The organism is Rhizobium sullae (assembly GCF_900169785.1).
Taxonomy (GTDB): Bacteria; Pseudomonadota; Alphaproteobacteria; order Rhizobiales; family Rhizobiaceae; genus Rhizobium; species Rhizobium sullae.
On the sequence record NZ_FWER01000011.1, the window covers coordinates 99,004 to 116,496 of the forward strand.

Sequence of the window (17,493 nt, forward strand, 5' to 3'; positions counted from 1 at the left end):
GGCTTATCCCACTGCTGCCAACGACATTTCAGGCTTCAGGGCCTGGCCGCGCGAGGCGCCGACAACGGCATCGACATCGAGGATGAGCGCCACGCGCCCGTCACCGAGGATGGTTGCCGCGGCGATGCCCGGCACATGCGTGTAGTTCGCCTCCAGGCTCTTGATAACGACCTGCCGCTGACCCTGGATCGCGTCGACCATAAGCGCGCGCTGGCCGCCACCTTCGGATTCCACCAGCAGTGCGACCCCTTCGACCGGATTTGCCTGCGTGGCGCGGAAGTTCAGGATGCGGCCGACATCGACCAGCGGGCAGAACGAGTTGCGGATCGAGATCAGGCGGTGGTTCGCACCGAATGAGTGGATCGCAGCTGCTTCCGGCTGCAGTGTCTCGACGATGGCTGTCAGCGGAACGACAAGCGTCTGGCCGGCAACCGTGACCACCATGCCGTCGAGGACGGCGAGCGTCAGCGGCAGACTCATCGTGAAGACGGAGCCTTGGCCTGGCTTGGACGTGATGTTGATGCGCCCGCCAAGGGCCTGGATCGAGCGCTTGACGACGTCCATGCCGACGCCGCGGCCCGAAATGTCGGAGATCTTATCGGCCGTCGAGAAGCCGGGCAGGAAGATCAGGTTGTCGATCTCCTCGTCCGAAAGGTTTGTGTCGGCGGGGATCAGGTCGTTGTCGATCGCCTTCTGGCGCACCTTCTCGCGATTGATGCCGGCGCCGTCGTCGGCCAGCTCGATCAGGATGCGGCCGGAACGGTGTTTTGCCGTCAGGCGAACCGTGCCTTCGGTATTCTTGCCGGCTGCGGCACGCTTTTCCGGTGTTTCGATGCCGTGGTCGACGGCATTGCGGATCATGTGCGTTAGCGGTTCTGCCAGTTTGTCGATGACAGTCTTGTCGACTTCGGTGTTTTCACCTTCTGTAATCAGGCGGATGGTCTTGCCCGTCATGTCGGCGATTTCGCGAACGATGCGCGACATGCGCTGGAAGACCGGCTTTACCGGCTGCGCGCGGATCGCCATCACCGAATCCTGGATCTCGCGGGTGAGCTGCTGCAGCTCTTCGAGGCCCATATTAATGGACGAGGTGCCGGTCGTGTCGTTTTCGATGACGCTCTGCGACAGCATCGCCTGGTTGATGACCAGCTCGCCGACGAGGTTGATCAGGCGGTCAACGCGATCGAGATCGACGCGGATCGTCTGACCTGCGCCTGCTGCGGCATTGTTCTGGGCAGCAGCGGCACTTGCTGCAGCAGCCGCAGCAGATTCCCTCTTTTCGACGCGGGCGGCCGCGGCCGCCATCTGGGTTACGTTCGAGGCCGTCTCTGCGGCAGCGACGGCAGTAGCCGCATCCGACGTCGGCTGATGGGCGGGAAGCTCGGCGGCACCCTCATCTAAGATCGAAAGGTCGAAGGGAACCGGGATCATCGGCAGTTCGTCGTTGGACGATGCGGCGGACTCGGCTTCGACAGCCTCGACCGTCAGATCGCAATCCCATTCGGCGAATTCGAACACGGTGCGAATGGCGTCCTCGCCCTTGTCCGTCATCAGCGTGATGTTCCAGCTAAGATAAGCAGCCTCCGCATCAAGATCGTCGAGACCCGGCAGATCGTCCATGTTGCAGTAACTGCTCATTTCACCGAGGCGCGAGAGATCGCGCAGCAGAAGCGTGGCATCGTTGCCCTTAGAATAGAGGTCGGAGCGCGGCTTGAAGGTGATTTCATAGACAGGAAGACCGGAGCCGGCCTCGTCCTCACCGCCGAAATCATCGAAGGAAAAGGGTATCGGCTGGAAACCGCTGTCGTCGGCCGTCTTGGGCGCCTCCACTGCTGGGGAAAGCGCCGGAGCCGCCTTTGCGGCAGGTTTCGATGCCGGCGCTTCAGCGGCTGCGGACGGAGACAGCAGCTCTCCATTCGCCAGCGCTTCCAGTTCCTTCACCAGACCGCGGCTGCGGCTTTCGTCGACGCTGCCGCCGTCGCGGGCGGCATTGGTGAGGTCCGCCAGCACGTCGGCCGATTTCAGCATGACCTTCAGGACATCCTGTGTGGGCTCAAGCTTATTGGAACGAACGCAATCAAGTGTGGTCTCGAACACATGGGCGAAAGCGACGAGATCGTCCAGACCGAAGGCGCCGGCGCCGCCCTTGATCGAATGGACGGCACGGAACACCGCATTGATGGTTTCCGGATCGCGATCGCCATCATTCATTTTCATGAGACCGGATTCCAGTTCGGCGAGCTGCTCCTCGCATTCCTGGAAAAATATCTCTTTGATTTCGTTCATATCCATGGAGAAAATCCTGGGTTTAAGCGGTTACGCGCTCAATGGCATCGATCAGCTTGGCAGGGTCGAACGGCTTGACGATCCAGCCGGTGGCTCCGGCTTGGCGGGCACGGTTCTTCTTTTCCGCGTCGCTTTCGGTCGTGAGCACCAGGATCGGGATCGCCCGGTATTTCTCGTTGCGGCGGACACCTTCGATGAAACCGAAGCCATCGAGGCGCGGCATGTTGATGTCGGTCACGATGACGTCCGGGTTGGATTCTTCCAGGACTTCAAGACCTTCGACACCGTCTTCGGCCTGAATCGTCTCGAAGCCCGCATTGTTCAGCGTCACGAGAAGCATGTTTCGGATTGTCCGTGAATCATCCACGGTGAGCACTTTTTTCTTCATTGCCGGGTCTCCTTGGCAAGCAGGTGGTCGATGTCGACGCCAACCAGCTGCATGGTTTTGTGAAATGCATCGGACACTTTCGTGAAGGTGAACGAATGCTTGTCCTGGTCCCAGGTCTTCGCCGCAGCCATCAGAACCTGAGCGCACAGGCCGCCGAGGCGCTCGACGGCGGATGCATCGACCGAAAGGTCGCCGCCGCGCACTGACATGAGCTTGTCGCGCAAGGCCGAAGCCTCGTTGAGATCAAGCACCGCCGCCAGATTCAGTGTCTTCCCACTCTTCCTTGCTGCCATCAGCTTTTCCTTGTCCCGTTGTCCCTTGCCCGCAAAAATGAGGCGAGGTCGTATTCCGATAGGTCAATAAGCATTTCGGGCGCCTCCGAAACTCGCAGCCGGACGCGAAAACCCGAAATCCTCGTTGTCGTATTCCTCGTCCAGTGTGGCGGGACGGGCCGTGATCTCGATGCTGCGTTGGCGGGAAGCGCGAGGCGGCGCCGTTTCGACCCGCCCATTTTCGCGGGCGCTGCGGAATTCGCGGATCGTCTGCCCGAGTTCGAGGATCACCGTGTGTAGATGATCGGCACCTTCGGCCGCGCGGTTGGCGGATGCCGCGCTGTCGGCAACCTGCCCGCCAAGCGCCTTGACGTCCGCCGTTACCATATCGAGGCTTGCAGCGTGCGCGCCCGTCTGGCTTGCAATCGTTGCGATCGCAGCATTGATGCCGGTTACCTGCCGCACGATGCTGCCGATCGAATCCTGCGTGCGGCCGACCATCTGTACGCCGGCATCGACCTGCGCCTTGGTGGTCGTGACAAGGGTTTTGATTTCGCGGGCGGCTTCGGCAGAACGCTGGGCGAGTGCGCGCACTTCCTGCGCCACGACCGCAAAGCCGCGACCGGATTCGCCGGCACGTGCAGCCTCGATGCCGGCGTTCAACGCAAGCAGGTTCGTCTGGAAGGCGATCTCGTCGATCGCGCCGATGATCTGGCCGATCTTTTCGGCGGACTGTTCGATATCCGCCATCGCGCTGATAGCACGGCCGACAACCTGACCGCTCTCTTCGGCGGCGGCACGGGTGGAGGCCGCGGCCTTTTCGGCCGCGCGGCTTTCCGCTGCGCCGTCGCGGACACCCCCGGCGATCACTTCGAGCGCTGCTGCTGATGTCATGAGCTGCGCGGAATGACCGGCCGCATGGCCCGAAAAGCTCTGCGAGGCAGCCGCAAGCGAACGCGTGGAAAGTTCGGCTTTCGTGGCGCGCTCGCTGATTGCGACAAATTCCGCCTGAAAGCCGTCGAGTGCCGCGTTGAGCCCACCGGCGATATCAGCGTAGGTATCTTCGCCATCGGTGGCTGCGCGCACGGTCAGGTCGCGGGCTGCAAGGCCGTCGACCACGTTACCGAAAATCCGGGTGATCTCCGTCCGGTCGTTTTCGCGCTGCTCGGCAAGCGCGCGTTGCTGCGAGGCGCGCAAGGCATTGAAACGCAGCGAGACGGCGATTTCGACATCCACCATGACGAGGCGGATAATCGCCGTCATCATCTCGGAGACCTCTTTCGCGCGGCGCTTGGCGCCTGGCAGCAACGGCTTGCCTGCAAGCTCGCCCGCCAGACCCGAAATGATGTGCTCCAGCATGACGCCATGGCCAGCAACATGCCAGCGCGGATCAACCCCCATCTTGCTTTCGGTATCGGCAAGAACCTTGACACGCTCGGCGTAGAGGCTGTCGAAGCGGGCATCCGTCAGCACGTCCCAATGGGAGGACTGGAGATCATGCAGGCGATCGAGTTGGCGCTCGTTCTGGAAATTGCGGGCTGCGTCCGGAAAGGACTGGAAGCGCTGGAACAGGTCGCGAAGACCGCTCTTCAGCCGGGCCTCGAGCATCGGCCGGTGACGGCGCACTGCCTCGCATTGCGCGTCATCGAGACCGGCAAAGCGCAGGCGATCGCGAAGGCTGCCTGCCTGCGCGCCTTTGGCCTGATCTGATGGCATGTCCTGCCCCAATGCCTATCCCCAACCACATTCCGGATACGATCCGGTGAAAAACCTTTGTGCTCCATCCGATGAGCGCACTGCAGGGAAACGACCTGTGTAACCGCCGGCGCAAACCGGAGGGCGGACGTATCCCGATCAGCAAATCTGTTTCGGAAAAGAGACGGATACCGGATCGAGCCGGTACGGCGGGACGGCGTCATGCCTGGTGGGAACGAGCAAACATCTTCCCATTCCGACGTGTATCGCAATGTTTATGGTTAATTCCTTGCTTGAAGGTTAATTGGCGCTTTAACAATCCGCCCTTTCCCAAGCATTCCGAGCGCCTTCAGCGAAATAGTCTCTGGGCGTTGCAGGCGCGCTACAAGTCCCGCACAAGCTCTGTGTTATATCCCACCTGTTAGACATGACATGATGTCGTTAAGGATAGAGCAATGATTGTTCTCGGACTGGGTTCCTGCCTCATCGCAATCGCGACGCTGGCCGCCGTCGCCCTGCTCGAGCGGATCGAAGCCAGTCGCGGCGCAACCACCCTTCGTGTGCTCTGAACCTGCGGCATAGTGCGGCGTTCTGCGCCGCCCCTGTTGGCAGCCCCCTTCCTCTGATGTATCGCAGGCGCCTCAAGCTCAGCGGACGTTGTTCATGACTGCCAGGACAGGCCTTTTCATCATTCTCGCCGTCACTCTGTGGCGTATCGTGATGCTGCATTTCGACACGACGGATTTCTTCGTCGACGAGGCACAGTACTGGTTCTGGTCGCAGAATCTCGACTTCGGCTATTACTCGAAGCCGCCTATGATCGCCTGGCTCATCCGCGCGATGACGGAAATTTCGGGCTCCACCGACATTTTTTGGGTGCGCCTTTGCGGGCCCCTCGTGCACGTGGCCACCGCGCTGTTGCTGATGCAGTTCGCCAGGCGAGTTGCCGGTCCTAAGATCGAAGGCTGGACCGGCGCTATCTACATCACGATGCCTGCCGTCGCGCTCTCGTCCGTGTTCTTTTCTACCGATGTCGTTCTTCTGTTCTTCATGACGATCGGCCTTTGGGCCTATTTCGGCCTGAGCGAGAAGCGTTCGGTCGTGCTCGCACTTGTCATGGGCGTTGCCTTCGGGTGTTCCTTCCTGTCGAAATACGCGATCCTTTTCATCGTGCCCGGCGGATTGATCGCGCTGCTTCTTGTTCCGGCTGCGCGTATTGCCTGGCGCGACTTCTTCATTTCCGTGGCGACCGCGCTCATCGTCGCCTCGCCCAACCTTTGGTGGAACGTCACCCACGACGCGACAACCGTCCGCCACACCGAGGACATCGCGAAGTGGGACCAGATGCAACTGAACTTTGGCGGTGCGCTCGAATTCTTCGCCGCCCAGTTCGGCGTCGTCGGGCCGATCGTCTTCTTCGCCATGCTTTGGGCGACGTGGCGCATGATCAAAGGCAAGAGCGACGAGAAGGAAAAACTTCTCATCTGGCTTTCCATGCCCGTCGTCCTGCTGATTACGCTGCAGGCCTTCGTCGCGAAGGCCGAGGCGAATTGGGGCGTATCGGCCTATGTCGCAGGCACGGTTCTTGCTGTGTCAGTCCTCACGCAGCTCTGGCCGAAGGGCCTGCGCATCTCGCTCATCATCGGCGGCCTCGCAAGCTTCCTGTTCCCGCTCGCCGCGATCTTTGCACATCAGCTTGTCCTTCCGGGCGGAAATGAAGCGATGAAGCGCTATCTCGGCCGCAGCGAGATCAGCCGAGAGGTCGGCACGCTCGCCAAGCAGGCTGGTGTCGGCACCGTCGTTACCGACAACCGCGATTTCGTCGCCGACATGTTCCATACGCTGAGAGACGAGCCGCTCAAGATCTACTCGCGTCCGCCCGCCGGCTTCCCGGCCAATTACTATGAGCAGAATTTCGCCCTGCCTGCGGATGTGCAAGATCAAGTCCTCTTCGTCACGCACAATGAGCTGACCTGTGCGACCGCTGCGCCTGAGTTGGTCAAAAGCTGGCAACCGGCGGACGGTTACTACCGCGGCAAGACGATCAACGCCTACAAGGTGCCGGCCGTCTGCCTGCGACCGCAGGGTTAAATGCTGCGCGCGGGAGGCAGGCAGAGCCCTATCCCCGCCCCTTCGATCTCAACGAAACGGACGCCGCCGTCCTCGAAGGCGAGCCGCAGCTGCGCCTCGGTGGCGCGATGGATTTCATGGTACTGCCCTTCGTAGTCGCGTATCGTGCTGCGGGAGACCGCCGCCTTCGCGGCAAGGTCCGCCTGCGTCCAATCGAGCAACCCTCGTGCGGCGCGGCATAAAGCAGGTGTCAGAATAGTTTCCTTTGCGCCTTGACCCATAATCCCAAACCACCCATATTGGTCAACATGCGCCATATATGTCATGTTTTGAACGGGAATTCCAGATCGGGAGGGAGCAATGCCGCACGATACGCCTTTGATTTCGACGATCGTCGGAGGTCTCGTGCTGGCCTTTATCCTGGGCGCCATCGCCAACCGGTTGAAGCTGCCGCCGCTCGTCGGCTACCTGCTCGCCGGCATTCTCGTCGGGCCGCATACCCCGGGCTATGTCGCAGATCAGGATCTGGCGCCCGAACTCGCCGAAATCGGCGTCATCCTGCTGATGTTCGGTGTCGGCCTTCACTTCTCGCTCAAGGACCTGCTTTCGGTTCGGGGCATCGCCGTGCCGGGCGCCGTCGTTCAGATCGCCTTTGCAACCCTCCTCGGCTGGGGCCTCGGCGCGCTGATGGGCTGGCCAACAGGCGGCAGTCTCGTCTTTGGTCTTGCCCTCTCCGTCGCTTCGACCGTCGTTCTCCTAAAAGCGCTGCAGGAACGCCGTCTCGTGGAAACCGAGCGAGGCAAGATCGCTGTCGGCTGGCTGATCGTCGAGGACTTGGCCATGGTCCTCGCGCTCGTGCTGATACCCGCAGCCGCCAGCATCGGTGGTGGTGAGCACGCGCCGGTCGAACCGCTTTCGGCCGGCCTCAACCGCCTGTTCGGGCTCGACCTCGGCATCGGCGGCATTATCGGCATGACGCTGGTGAAGGTGGCGCTCTTCGTCGCCCTCATGCTGGTCTTCGGCCGCAAGCTCATTCCCTGGACGATGCATAGGATCGCCCATACCGGCTCGCGCGAACTCTTTCGCCTCGGCGTTCTCGCCATCGCGCTCGGCGTCGCTTTCGGCGCCGCGAAGCTCTTCGGCGTGTCGCTGGCGCTTGGCGCCTTCTTTGCCGGCATGGTGCTTGCCGAAAGTGAGCTCAGCCATCGCGCCGCTCAAGAAAGCCTGCCGCTTCGCGACGCGTTCGCTGTTCTCTTCTTCGTCTCCGTCGGCATGCTCTTCGATCCGAACATCCTGATCGAAAAGCCGCTGCCGCTCCTGGCAACCGTCTTCATCATTGTCATCGGCAAGTCCGTCGCCGCCTTCCTCATCGTGCTGCTCTTTAGAAAGCCGGCCGGCACAGCCCTGACAATCTCCGCAAGCCTGGGGCAGATCGGCGAATTCTCCTTCATCCTCGCCGCCCTCGGCGTCGATCTTGGCCTGCTGCCGCAAGAGGGCCGCGACCTCATCCTTGCCGGCGCGATAATTTCGATCATCCTCAATCCGCTGCTCTTTTTCGCCTGCGATCGCATGCGCCCGCTTCTCGAGCGTCCAAAGCGGGAGGAGGCTCCGGTCGACGCAGCCGAGGCACCCATCGAGCTCGCCGAACCCGAAGACGAAATCCAGCCGACGTCGCTTTCCGGTCACGCCATCCTCGTCGGCTACGGCCGGGTCGGCAGCATCGTCGGTCAGAACCTCAAATCTTCGGGCACGCCTTTCTTGGTCATCGAGGATTCCGAAAAGCGGATCGAAGAGCTTGCCACGCAGGGCGTCGAGACGATAATCGGCAATGCCGCCGCCCGCGAAGTGCTCGATCTCGCCAATCTTCCCGGCGCGCGCAGCCTGGTGATTGCCATTCCGAATGCCTTCGAAGCCTGCAGCGTTGCCGAATACGGCCGCAGTGTGAACCCCGCAATCCTGATCGTCGCCCGCGCGCATTCGGATGCCGAGGTCGACGAGTTGAAGCAATACGGCGCCGATACCGTCATCATGGGCGAGCGAGAAATCGCCATGGGGATGGTTGACCGGCTCGCCCAAGTGCATCATGACAGTCCGGCCTATGAAGATGGGCATGGGACTGATACAATTCCGGGCACGGCCGCAGCGCCGTCCGAGAAAGAATGACGGGTTTTTGCGCTTTTGAGCCGATTTGAGAGCGAGATCGCAAAGAATGACGGGGTAGGACTCGATGCGCGCCGCTTGAGCGCCCGCATCGCTGTTTCGCTCGTCCTTGCGATTACCGCTTATATCGGCCTTCTCATCGGCGGCAATCTCATTCCCGGTCCCGCGGCCCCAGACAATAATGCGCTGACCCTGTCCGGCAAGGAACCGCAGCCGCTCCAGCTGACCGCGCGCGAGGCGGTTCGCGGCATTCTCGCCGCCGATCGCAAGGTTGCGCCGAAACAGACGCTTCACGATTTTGGCCCGGTTTCCCTGCCGGTGCCGCCGCATCTCGAATTCGCAGAGTGGGGCCTGCCTGCGGTTCTGCCGCCGGTCGATACTGCTCTTCGTCCGGCCGCTCTGCCGGGCAATCAGCCGCGAGCCCCGCCCGCCGCTTGATGTCGCGACCATCGCGCCTCCGCAACATCACATGACACACCGCCAGCGCACCGCGCCGGTATATGCATATTCAAGGAATACAACGACATGCGCACCTCACCATGGCTGGTGCTCACCTATACGGTGATCATTCTCTTCGGCATTCTCACGGCATTGCCGAACGTCGTGCCGCAAAACGTCCTCGACCGCGTGCCTTCCTGGCTGCCTCATGATCAGGTCTCTCTCGGTCTCGACCTTCGCGGCGGCTCTCACCTGGTTCTCGAAGTCGATGAATCGGAACTGACGAAGGAACGCCTGCAATCGCTCCTGCAGGATACCCGGCGCGTGCTGCGCGAAAAGGGTGTTGCAACCAGCTCGGTCGCCCGCAACCAGAGCCAGATCGTCGTGACGCTGACGGACCCGACACAGCGCGATGCTGCCATCACCGATCTGCAGGCGCTGGCGAACCCGGTTGGCGTCGGCCTCACCGCCGGTCAGTCCGATCTCGATATCGCTGCCAGCGGCACGAACAACATCACGATGACCTTCTCGGAGGCCGGCATCACGCAGAACGTAAACTCGGCCGTCGAGCAGAGCCTCGAGGTCATCCGCCAGCGCGTCGACCAGGTCGGCGTCGCCGAACCGACGATCCAGCGCGTCGGCGGAAACCGTATCCTCGTCCAGCTTCCGGGCACGCAGGATCCGACCCGCCTGCGCCAGTTGCTCGGCTCCACCGCCAAGATGACGTTCCACATGCTTGCCCCGAGCAATGCCCCAGCACCGGGCGTCACCATGATGAAGGACGATGAGGGCAATACCTATCCGGTGGAAGACCGCGTCGAAATTTCCGGCGACCGCCTTTCCGATGCCCGCGTCGGCTTCGACCAGAACACCCGCGAGCCGATCGTCAGCTTCCGCTTCGATAGCGCCGGCGCGACCCGCTTTGCGGATATTACCCGGCAGAATGTCGGCAATCCCTTCGCCATTGTCCTCGACGGCAAGGTATTGAGCGCGCCCGTCATCCGCGAACCGATCACCGGCGGCTCCGGCCAGATTTCCGGCAGCTTCACAGCAGAAAGCGCCACCACGCTTGCGGCCATGCTGCGCGCCGGTGCACTTCCCGCCAAGCTGACGGTCATCGAGGAGCGCACTGTCGGCGCCGATCTCGGCGGCGACGCCATCAAGAAGGGCCTGACCTCCGGTCTCATCGGCTTCGCGCTGGTCGTCGGCTTCATGTTCTTCCTCTACGGCGGCTGGGGTCTGCTCGCCAACGTCGCGCTCTTCCTGAACGTGATTTTGACCTTTGCCGGCCTGACGCTGATCGGCTCGACGCTGACCCTGCCTGGCATTGCCGGTGTCGTCCTCGGCATCGGTCTGGCGGTGGATGCGAACGTTCTCATCAACGAGCGTATCCGTGAAGAGACCCGGAAGGGCCGTGGCGCCTTCGCCGCCATCGACGCCGGCTTCAGCCGCGCCTACTCGACCATCGTCGACAGTAACATGACGGCGCTGATCGCGACCGTGCTGCTGTTCTGGTTCGGCTCCGGCCCGGTTCGCGGCTTCGCCGTCACCATGGGCCTCGGCATCATGATCTCCATGTTCACTGCCGTTTCCATCGTCCGTGTCGCGATGATGGCGATCGCCCGCCGCAGGAAGATGAAGGTCATCAACATCAAGCCACTGCTTCCGATCAGCCTCGTCCCGGACGGCACGCAGATCCACTTCATGAAGGCGCGTTTCTTCGGGCTTGCGCTTTCCGCCGCGCTTTCCATCATTTCCGTCGTGCTGTTCGTCACGCCTGGCCTCAACTACGGCGTCGACTTCCGCGGCGGCATCCAGTTGGAAGTGAAGACGGCACAGGCCGCCGATCTCGCCTCCTTCCGTGAAGACCTTGATGCACTCGGCCTCGGCGAAGTGGCGCTGCAGTCCTTCGGCGACAGCAATCATATCCTCATCCGCGCCGAGCGCCAGCCGGGCGGCGAGGAAGCGCAGACGACCGCCGTCAATCAGCTGAAGGCGGAGATCGTCAAGGTCGATCCGTCGGCAACGATCGAGCGGACGGAAGTCGTCGGCCCGAAGGTCAGCGGCGAGCTCGCGGTCGCCGGCATTCTTTCGGTCGTTCTCGCAAGCCTGGCGATGCTCGTCTATATCTGGGCGCGCTTTGAATGGCCGTTTGCGGTCGGCGCCATCGCGACCCTCGTCCTCGATGTGACGAAGACCATTGGTTTCTTCGCGCTCACCGGGCTCGACTTCAACCTGACGGCCATCGCGGCGCTTTTGACGCTTGTCGGTTATTCGGTGAACGACAAGGTCGTGGTCTATGACCGCATGCGTGAAAACATGCGCCTCTACAAGTCGATGCCGCTTCGCGAGCTCATCGACAAGTCGATCAACGAAACGCTCGGCCGAAGCCTCTACACCTCCGCCACCGCCTTCCTCGCCATGCTTCCGATGGCGATCTGGGGCGGCAGCGCGGTCGAGAGCTTCGCAATCCCGATGGTGTTCGGCATTGCGGTCGCCGCGCTCTCGTCGGTTTTCATCGCAGCGCCGATCCTGCTCTTCCTCGGTGACTGGCGCCGCCGCCACGCCAAGGCCGCGGCGGCCTCCGCCGAGGCGGAGATCATCCCACCGGAAGCCACCGAGCCGCGCAAGTCAATCGGCTAAGAAACCTTCGACAGACATGTTCCCAGAGGGCGCCGGTTGCCGAACCGGCGCCCTCTTTCTATCTTCCCTTCAATGAAGTGAGAGGTTGTATGTCATCCGGTCCAATGCCAACTGCTGTTACCAGCGCCAGCGAGGAGCGCATGAGGCGTTTTCTGGCGACCGCTTCGCACGACCTCCAATCGCCGCTCCGGCACATCGCGATGTATGCGGAAATCCTGCTGGACGAACTCAGTGAGACGCTCGATAGCGAACAGCGCGAAAGCCTCACGGCAATCCTTCAGAAAGCCCAGACCGCGCAGCGCCTCACCAAGGCACTGATGAGCTTCGCTGCGGGCACGCCGCAGGTTTCGCCCGCCCCGGTGGAACTCGGCCCGATCGTTGACGGTCTCTGGACTGAATTGAAGGCCGAGGTGGGGGCCAATGACGCGACCTTCAGCCATCACACGCTTCCAAGCCTCAACAGCGATGCCGCCCTTCTTTCGACCGCGCTGAAGAACATCCTCGCCAATGCGCTGCTTTATCGGGGCGCGGCGACACTGCATGTCGAACTGGCGGCGGAAAGGAGCGGTAGCGATTGGCTGATCCATATTTCCGACAACGGGCGAGGCATTGAGCCAGCCCATCAGGAGCGGATATTCGAACCTTTCTGGAAGCTGCCCCAGCCAGACGCCGTGGCCGGCTCCGGCCTGGGGCTGACGGCCGCGCGCGAGCTCTTAACCGCGCTCGGCGGCGACCTGACGCTCAGCCATTCGGACCAAACGGGAAGCCGTTTCACGATCCGGCTGCCCGCCACCTGATCGCGATCAGATCGTGTAGTCATCTTTCCAGTAGTCGGGCAGGTTGTACTTTACGTACTCGCGGATAATGTATTGCAGCGTCCGCGCGTCGATTTCATCCTTGCCGATGCGGAAATCGACGCCATAATCCGGAAACTGCTGAAAATAGCCGCCTGAAATATCCGTAGAAACGACGCCGATCGGCCCCGTGTAGCCGATGGCGCGAAGCTCCGGCACCGTCTCGCGGAAATCGGCATTCGGCAGCAGCCGGTTGTCGAGCAGAATGAGGTCGAACCGCTCGCCCTTGACCTTCTCCAACGCGTCGCCGATCGACTGCGAATATTCGATATCGACGGCAGGCTCGGAAAGGCTGCCGATCTTCTTCTTCAGCGACCTGAATTCGACGAATTCGTCATCCACGAACAGGACTTTGACGGCGTCTTCCGGACCCGCTGCGGTGCTCATGCTGTTATCTCCGGTCACGAAACCAAGCCATTCCTGAGGGCGATCGCCACCATATGAACGCGGTTCACGGCATTAAGCTTCCTGACCGCCGCCGTGATATGGGAATTTACGGTATGTTCCGACAATCCGAGAATGATCGCGATCTCCGCTGAAGTCTTGCCTTCGCTGGTCCATTTGACGATTTCCGCCTCCCGCTGCGTCAGGCGCCCTGACATCTCTTGCGTCAAGATTTCCTCGTAAAGCTTGTCGAAAATGCGCATGGCATCGAGCAGAACGTCGGCAACTTCTCCCTGATCGGGCTCCGGCCGCGTGCCGCTGAGGACGAGGCAGTAGCGCCGCCCCTCCGGCGTGAAGAGAGGAATGAGCAGAAACGTATTGCGGTTGAATTCATTGAATACGAGGTCAGCCTCGATCGACCCGCTCTTGCCGTAGACAGGCGTTGTCAGAAACTGCGCGGTTTTTGCCTTGACGGGACCCAGCGCTTCCTTGAGCATCTGGATGAAAAGCGGGGCCCGGCGTTCAGCAATATTGGTGATGACGATTTCACGCTCGCCGAAAGGTGCATTCGCCTCGGAAATGCGCGCAAGCGCGAAATTGTCAAAGCGATAGTGCTGCGCCGCCGCCTTGAAGAGGCGGAAAAAGTCGGTGCGATTGATCGCCCGGCTAAGCTCGGGCCCGGTATGGAATGGAACCGCCGCAGCATTGGTCATTACAGCAAAATCCCTATGTCGAATCTCCGGAAATCACCGTCATCCCGAAATCTTGGGATATACGTCGCGCATGCAAGAAGTTACAAAAATTGCGAGACAATTGATAAGGATAACGGAGTGGGGACTTCCAGTATCCTGAAGGCGGAACGGCATCAATTCTCTCAACCGCAAGTGATACACAGGACAGTCGTAATTCTTACCTAGGTATCGCAATTCCGTTGTTCACCATCCATGAAGAGCGGAAGAAGTGCCGGAAGTAAGCACGAGAGAGCTGATAGGTCCACTCAGCTAGGGGTTGGCTGGAATTCGTGGCGGCGAATCTGGACAGGTCGGCTCTCTCAGTGCTCAAATCACTCCTCTTCCCCAGTGGTTGTATCTTGAAATCCTGAAACAGCCTTGTCAATCGCCGTTTCCAGCCGCGCTTGGCGCCGGATTTACAGCTGTTTGCGTGCTATTTTGCATTCAGCGCAACATTCGAGGACGCAGAATTGCCGCAAAGTCGAGAGGTTTTTGCAGAAAGGAATCAGCGCCTGCAGCCAGGGCGCGCTCGCGATCTTCCTCCGCATCCGAGCCGCTGCAGACACAAAGCCGTATCGGGATGAACCGAGCCTCCATGCGAAGCCGCGCGACGAGTGCGAGACCGCTGTCGAGGGGCATATAAAGATCGGCGATCAGCATGTCCGGAAGTGCTGCGCTTTTGGCAAATCGCTGCTCCAGGGCGGTCAAAGCCGCCTCTGCTGTTGTAAAACAGAAAAGATCAACAGCGATCCGCTCCTTCTTGCGGATGTAGTCGAGGTAGAAAAGATCATCCCTGCTGTCATCGATATAAAATATGACCGGCATCGGTGCTTGCATCCGGCGACCCCGGAATGCTCCTCGATTGTGCGTTTTTGCCAGACTAGCCGTATTTTGCGGCAATCGATAGCGGCGGCAGGCCTCAACCGCTGAATCAGCCGCGCAACCATACGTTTTCCTATTGTGTCTTTCGGGATTTCAGCAAGAATTGGCACCCGACCGGGGAGGCTTGACGACGTGTGGAATGCGGCAGGGCTACAGGACGACCCGCAAAGGACGGGGAAGCGCTATCGCTCCGCCGTCATCGTCATCGGCCTTCTGCTCGTCCTTCTCGGCCTGACTGTACTTGCGGGCTGGTTGTTGCAGGTCGAGGTCATCACGTCGTTCGTTCCTGATTTCCCCTCGATGGCGTTCAACACGGCGCTCTGTTTTGTTCTGTCAGGCATCGCACTTTCCACGTCCGCCAGGCGCCGGCCGCTGGCATCCCTTCTCTCAACGATCGCCTCCGCGTCCGTCGTCCTGATTGTGCTCGCCCGGTTGATCGAGATCGCCACCCTCGGTCGCACCGTTCATAACGTCGACCGGCTGTTGACCAACATTCTTATTCCTCCGGATTTTGCCGCGCAAATCGGCGGCGGCATGGGGCCGAATGCTTCGCTGATCTTCCTGCTCGGAAATCTGTCGCTGATCGCAGCCCAGAATTGGCGGGAAGCCCGGGCCCCGCTTATCCAGGAACTGATAAGCTATGTCGTCGTCACGCTCGGCATGATCGCGCTTGCCAGCTATGTCACGAATGCCGAACAAGGCTACCGCTGGGGGCCTTATGCAGCGATGGCGCTGCCGACGGCAATTGGCGTGGTGACCTTCGGTGGGGGATTGCTCGCAAGCGCCTGGTGGCGGCAGCCCGAAAGCCGCGGCCGGATACCGCTCTGGGTTCCGGCGCTCGTGTGCTTCACCGGACTTCTCGCAGATCTCTACACGCCCCTTGGAGTGGCAAACGGCATTCTCTACGTGCCGCTGGTGTTGACCGCCCTCTGGTTCAGGAACCGGAAGGCGTCGCTTCTCTTCGCCCTCGTGTGCACGATCCTCGTCCTGCTCGGCTTCTTTGCCGTCCGCCACGATAGTGCGAGTCTCTGGCACGAGATCACGAACCGGTCGATCACCGTCGTCATGCTGTGGCTGATTGCCTTGCTTGTGTTCTACTACGTTCGGAACAGGATGAGCCTGGAGACCGAGCGCATCCGCTTCAGTGCGTTGGTGCGCAATACGCCGGACGCGGTACTCACGATCGATGAAAAGGGAACGATCTCGAGCTTCAATCCGGCCGCCGAACAGATGTTCGGCTACGCGCCGCAAGAGGTGATCGGCAGGAACGTCAAGATGCTGATGCCGGAGCCCTATCATTCGGAGCACGACGGCTATCTCAGCCACTATGCCGAAACCGGCGAGCAGCGGATCATCGGCACGACACGCGAGGTTTCCGGGCGGCGCAAGAACAATGCCGTCTTTCCACTCGACGTTTCCATCAGCGAGGTGAAGAGCGGCGGAATAAAGACCTTTGTCGGGATCCTTCGCGATATCAGCGAGCGCGTGAACCAGGAGGAGCGGCTGAGGACGACGCTGGCGCAGCTTGAAGACTATACCGCCGATCTGGAGCGCAGCAATCACGACCTCGACGAGTTCGCCTATATCGCTTCGCATGATTTGAAGGAGCCGCTGCGCGGGCTACATAACCACTCGCGCTTCCTGTTGGAGGACTACGGGGGCCAGCTCGATGACGATGGCGTGCGGCGCCTCAACCGCCTGGTGCGGCTCAGCCAGCGCATGGAGAAGCTGGTCAACGACCTCCTCTATTTCTCGCGGATCGGCCGCCAGCAGCTTGCGGTGAAGCGCACCGATATCAACCTCGTCGTCAAGGATGTGGTCGCCACCATGGAATTGCTTCTGGAAGAGCGGCATGCCAAGGTCGTCATCGACGGCCAATTGCCTGAGGTGGTCTGCGATGCGCCGCGACTCACGGAAGTCTTCCGGAACCTCATTACCAATGCGATCAAATACAACGACAAACCCCGACCGCTCGTCAGCATCGGCTATCTCGAGCGCTTCGTCGCCAGGGACGGCACGACGGCGCATAACGTCTTTCTCGTCAAAGACAACGGCAAAGGCATAGCCAAGGAATTCCATGAGGATATTTTCCGCATTTTCAAACGCCTGGAAAAATCGCAGGATTCGGATGACGGAACGGGGGCCGGTTTGACCTTCGTCCGCAAGATTATCGCCCGTCACAATGGCGAGATATGGCTGGAATCGGAAATCGGCATCGGTACGACGTTCTATTTCACTTTGGGCAGGAAGCGCGAGGGCCAGAATGCAGCAGCGTGACACGCAACCAATCCTCATCGTCGAGGATAGCGAGGACGACTTCGAGGCGACGATCCGCGCTTTCAAGCGCACGAACCTGCGCAACCCGATCCACTGGGCGCCTTCGGGACAAGAAGCTCTCGATATGCTGACGGCCATGAGCCCGCGGCCGGGCCTGATCCTGCTCGATCTCAACATGCCGGGGCTCGACGGCCGCAAGACGCTGGAGGCGATCAAATCCAATGCGCACTGGCACAAGATACCGGTCGTCATCCTGACGACCTCCGACGATGAGCGCGACATCGAAGGCTGCTATGCCCTCGGCGCCAATACCTATGTGCAGAAGCCCGTCGATCTGGACGGCCTTTTTGCAGCCATACAAAGGCTGAAGGAATACTGGTTCGAGATTGCCATACTGCCCTTAGAGGAGTGAC

Annotated in this window: 15 protein-coding genes; 7 read left to right on the forward strand and 8 right to left on the reverse strand. The window is 60.8% G+C overall.

Annotated features, from left to right (window positions below):
- Window positions 1-3: 3 nt before the first annotated feature.
- The 4 genes from BN1800_RS11945 to BN1800_RS11960 form a co-directional block, all read right to left on the reverse strand.
- A complete protein-coding gene (locus tag BN1800_RS11945; protein WP_086997707.1) occupies window positions 4-2,292 on the reverse strand; it encodes a chemotaxis protein CheA in 2,289 nt (762 codons plus the stop codon).
- A 16-nt stretch (window positions 2,293-2,308) separates the two neighbouring features.
- Entirely contained in the window at window positions 2,309-2,674 is a 366-nt protein-coding gene (gene cheY1, locus BN1800_RS11950; RefSeq protein ID WP_003570362.1) for a chemotaxis response regulator CheY1, read from the reverse strand.
- Entirely contained in the window at window positions 2,671-2,967 is a 297-nt protein-coding gene (locus BN1800_RS11955) for an STAS domain-containing protein (protein WP_086997710.1), read from the reverse strand. Before BN1800_RS11955 ends, cheY1 begins: the two co-directional genes overlap by 4 nt.
- 63 nt (window positions 2,968-3,030) lie before the next feature.
- The gene (locus tag BN1800_RS11960) at window positions 3,031-4,662 is read right to left on the reverse strand and encodes a globin-coupled sensor protein (protein ID WP_086997713.1); all 1,632 of its coding nucleotides are present in this window, start codon (window positions 4,660-4,662) and stop codon (window positions 3,031-3,033) included.
- A gap of 642 nt (window positions 4,663-5,304) precedes the next feature.
- On the opposite strand from BN1800_RS11960, the gene BN1800_RS11965 reads away from it, so the two are divergent.
- Window positions 5,305-6,732, forward strand: a complete 1,428-nt coding sequence (locus tag BN1800_RS11965; protein WP_086997717.1) for an ArnT family glycosyltransferase — start codon at window positions 5,305-5,307, stop codon at window positions 6,730-6,732.
- Here the strand turns inward: BN1800_RS11965 and BN1800_RS11970 are convergent.
- Entirely contained in the window at window positions 6,729-7,037 is a 309-nt protein-coding gene (locus tag BN1800_RS11970; RefSeq protein ID WP_086997720.1) for a helix-turn-helix domain-containing protein, read from the reverse strand. The two genes, BN1800_RS11965 and BN1800_RS11970, sit on opposite strands and share 4 nt — an antisense overlap.
- A gap of 34 nt (window positions 7,038-7,071) precedes the next feature.
- Between BN1800_RS11970 and ybaL the strand changes: the two genes are divergently transcribed.
- The 4 genes from ybaL (at window position 7,072) to BN1800_RS11990 (ending at window position 12,749) form a co-directional block, all read left to right on the forward strand.
- Window positions 7,072-8,874 (forward strand): YbaL family putative K(+) efflux transporter, encoded by a 1,803-nt coding sequence (gene ybaL, locus BN1800_RS11975; RefSeq protein WP_086997724.1) that lies wholly within the window; start codon window positions 7,072-7,074, stop codon window positions 8,872-8,874.
- A gap of 15 nt (window positions 8,875-8,889) precedes the next feature.
- Window positions 8,890-9,309: a hypothetical protein gene (locus BN1800_RS11980; RefSeq protein WP_086997727.1), complete on the forward strand. Its 420-nt coding sequence runs from the start codon at window positions 8,890-8,892 to the stop codon at window positions 9,307-9,309.
- 87 nt (window positions 9,310-9,396) lie between these two features.
- Window positions 9,397-11,952, forward strand: coding sequence for a protein translocase subunit SecD (gene secD / locus BN1800_RS11985; RefSeq protein ID WP_086997729.1), 2,556 nt, complete (start codon window positions 9,397-9,399; stop codon window positions 11,950-11,952).
- 89 nt (window positions 11,953-12,041) lie between these two features.
- Window positions 12,042-12,749: a sensor histidine kinase gene (locus BN1800_RS11990; protein WP_086997732.1), complete on the forward strand. Its 708-nt coding sequence runs from the start codon at window positions 12,042-12,044 to the stop codon at window positions 12,747-12,749.
- 6 nt (window positions 12,750-12,755) lie between these two features.
- Here the strand turns inward: BN1800_RS11990 and BN1800_RS11995 are convergent, their stop codons facing one another.
- The 3 genes from BN1800_RS11995 to BN1800_RS12005 all read right to left on the reverse strand — a co-directional run bounded on the left by BN1800_RS11995 (window position 12,756) and on the right by BN1800_RS12005 (window position 14,746).
- The gene (locus BN1800_RS11995) at window positions 12,756-13,193 is read right to left on the reverse strand and encodes a response regulator (protein WP_027509846.1); all 438 of its coding nucleotides are present in this window, start codon (window positions 13,191-13,193) and stop codon (window positions 12,756-12,758) included.
- Window positions 13,194-13,207: 14 nt separating this feature from the next.
- Window positions 13,208-13,903 (reverse strand): helix-turn-helix transcriptional regulator, encoded by a 696-nt coding sequence (locus BN1800_RS12000; RefSeq protein WP_027509845.1) that lies wholly within the window; start codon window positions 13,901-13,903, stop codon window positions 13,208-13,210.
- 462 nt (window positions 13,904-14,365) lie between these two features.
- Window positions 14,366-14,746, reverse strand: coding sequence for a response regulator (locus tag BN1800_RS12005; RefSeq protein WP_086997756.1), 381 nt, complete (start codon window positions 14,744-14,746; stop codon window positions 14,366-14,368).
- Window positions 14,747-14,935: 189 nt separating this feature from the next.
- Here BN1800_RS12005 and BN1800_RS12010 point away from each other — a divergent pair, with 189 nt between their 5' ends.
- Both BN1800_RS12010 and BN1800_RS12015 read left to right on the forward strand, forming a co-directional pair.
- Complete coding sequence (locus BN1800_RS12010; protein WP_086997735.1) at window positions 14,936-17,080, forward strand: PAS domain-containing sensor histidine kinase; 2,145 nt, start codon at window positions 14,936-14,938, stop codon at window positions 17,078-17,080.
- Window positions 17,067-17,492 (forward strand): response regulator, encoded by a 426-nt coding sequence (locus BN1800_RS12015; RefSeq protein ID WP_027509841.1) that lies wholly within the window; start codon window positions 17,067-17,069, stop codon window positions 17,490-17,492. The genes BN1800_RS12010 and BN1800_RS12015 overlap by 14 nt, the downstream gene beginning before the upstream one ends.
- Window position 17,493 lies beyond the last annotated feature (1 nt).

Excerpts from the sequence above, each read along its gene's own strand:
- BN1800_RS12015 (WP_027509841.1), top strand. The coding sequence starts at position 17,067 with ATGCAGCAGCGTGACACGCAACCAATCCTCATCGTCGAGGATAGCGAG.
- ybaL (WP_086997724.1), top strand. The coding sequence starts at position 7,072 with ATGCCGCACGATACGCCTTTGATTTCGACGATCGTCGGAGGTCTCGTG.
- BN1800_RS11990 (WP_086997732.1), top strand. The coding sequence starts at position 12,042 with ATGTCATCCGGTCCAATGCCAACTGCTGTTACCAGCGCCAGCGAGGAG.
- secD (WP_086997729.1), top strand. The coding sequence starts at position 9,397 with ATGCGCACCTCACCATGGCTGGTGCTCACCTATACGGTGATCATTCTC.
- cheY1 (WP_003570362.1), bottom strand. The coding sequence starts at position 2,674 with ATGAAGAAAAAAGTGCTCACCGTGGATGATTCACGGACAATCCGAAAC.
- BN1800_RS11955 (WP_086997710.1), bottom strand. The coding sequence starts at position 2,967 with ATGGCAGCAAGGAAGAGTGGGAAGACACTGAATCTGGCGGCGGTGCTT.
- BN1800_RS12000 (WP_027509845.1), bottom strand. The coding sequence starts at position 13,903 with ATGACCAATGCTGCGGCGGTTCCATTCCATACCGGGCCCGAGCTTAGC.
- BN1800_RS11970 (WP_086997720.1), bottom strand. The coding sequence starts at position 7,037 with ATGACATATATGGCGCATGTTGACCAATATGGGTGGTTTGGGATTATG.
- BN1800_RS12005 (WP_086997756.1), bottom strand. The coding sequence starts at position 14,746 with ATGCCGGTCATATTTTATATCGATGACAGCAGGGATGATCTTTTCTAC.
- BN1800_RS11945 (WP_086997707.1), bottom strand. The coding sequence starts at position 2,292 with ATGGATATGAACGAAATCAAAGAGATATTTTTCCAGGAATGCGAGGAG.
- BN1800_RS11960 (WP_086997713.1), bottom strand. The coding sequence starts at position 4,662 with ATGCCATCAGATCAGGCCAAAGGCGCGCAGGCAGGCAGCCTTCGCGAT.
- BN1800_RS11965 (WP_086997717.1), top strand. The coding sequence starts at position 5,305 with ATGACTGCCAGGACAGGCCTTTTCATCATTCTCGCCGTCACTCTGTGG.
- BN1800_RS11995 (WP_027509846.1), bottom strand. The coding sequence starts at position 13,193 with ATGAGCACCGCAGCGGGTCCGGAAGACGCCGTCAAAGTCCTGTTCGTG.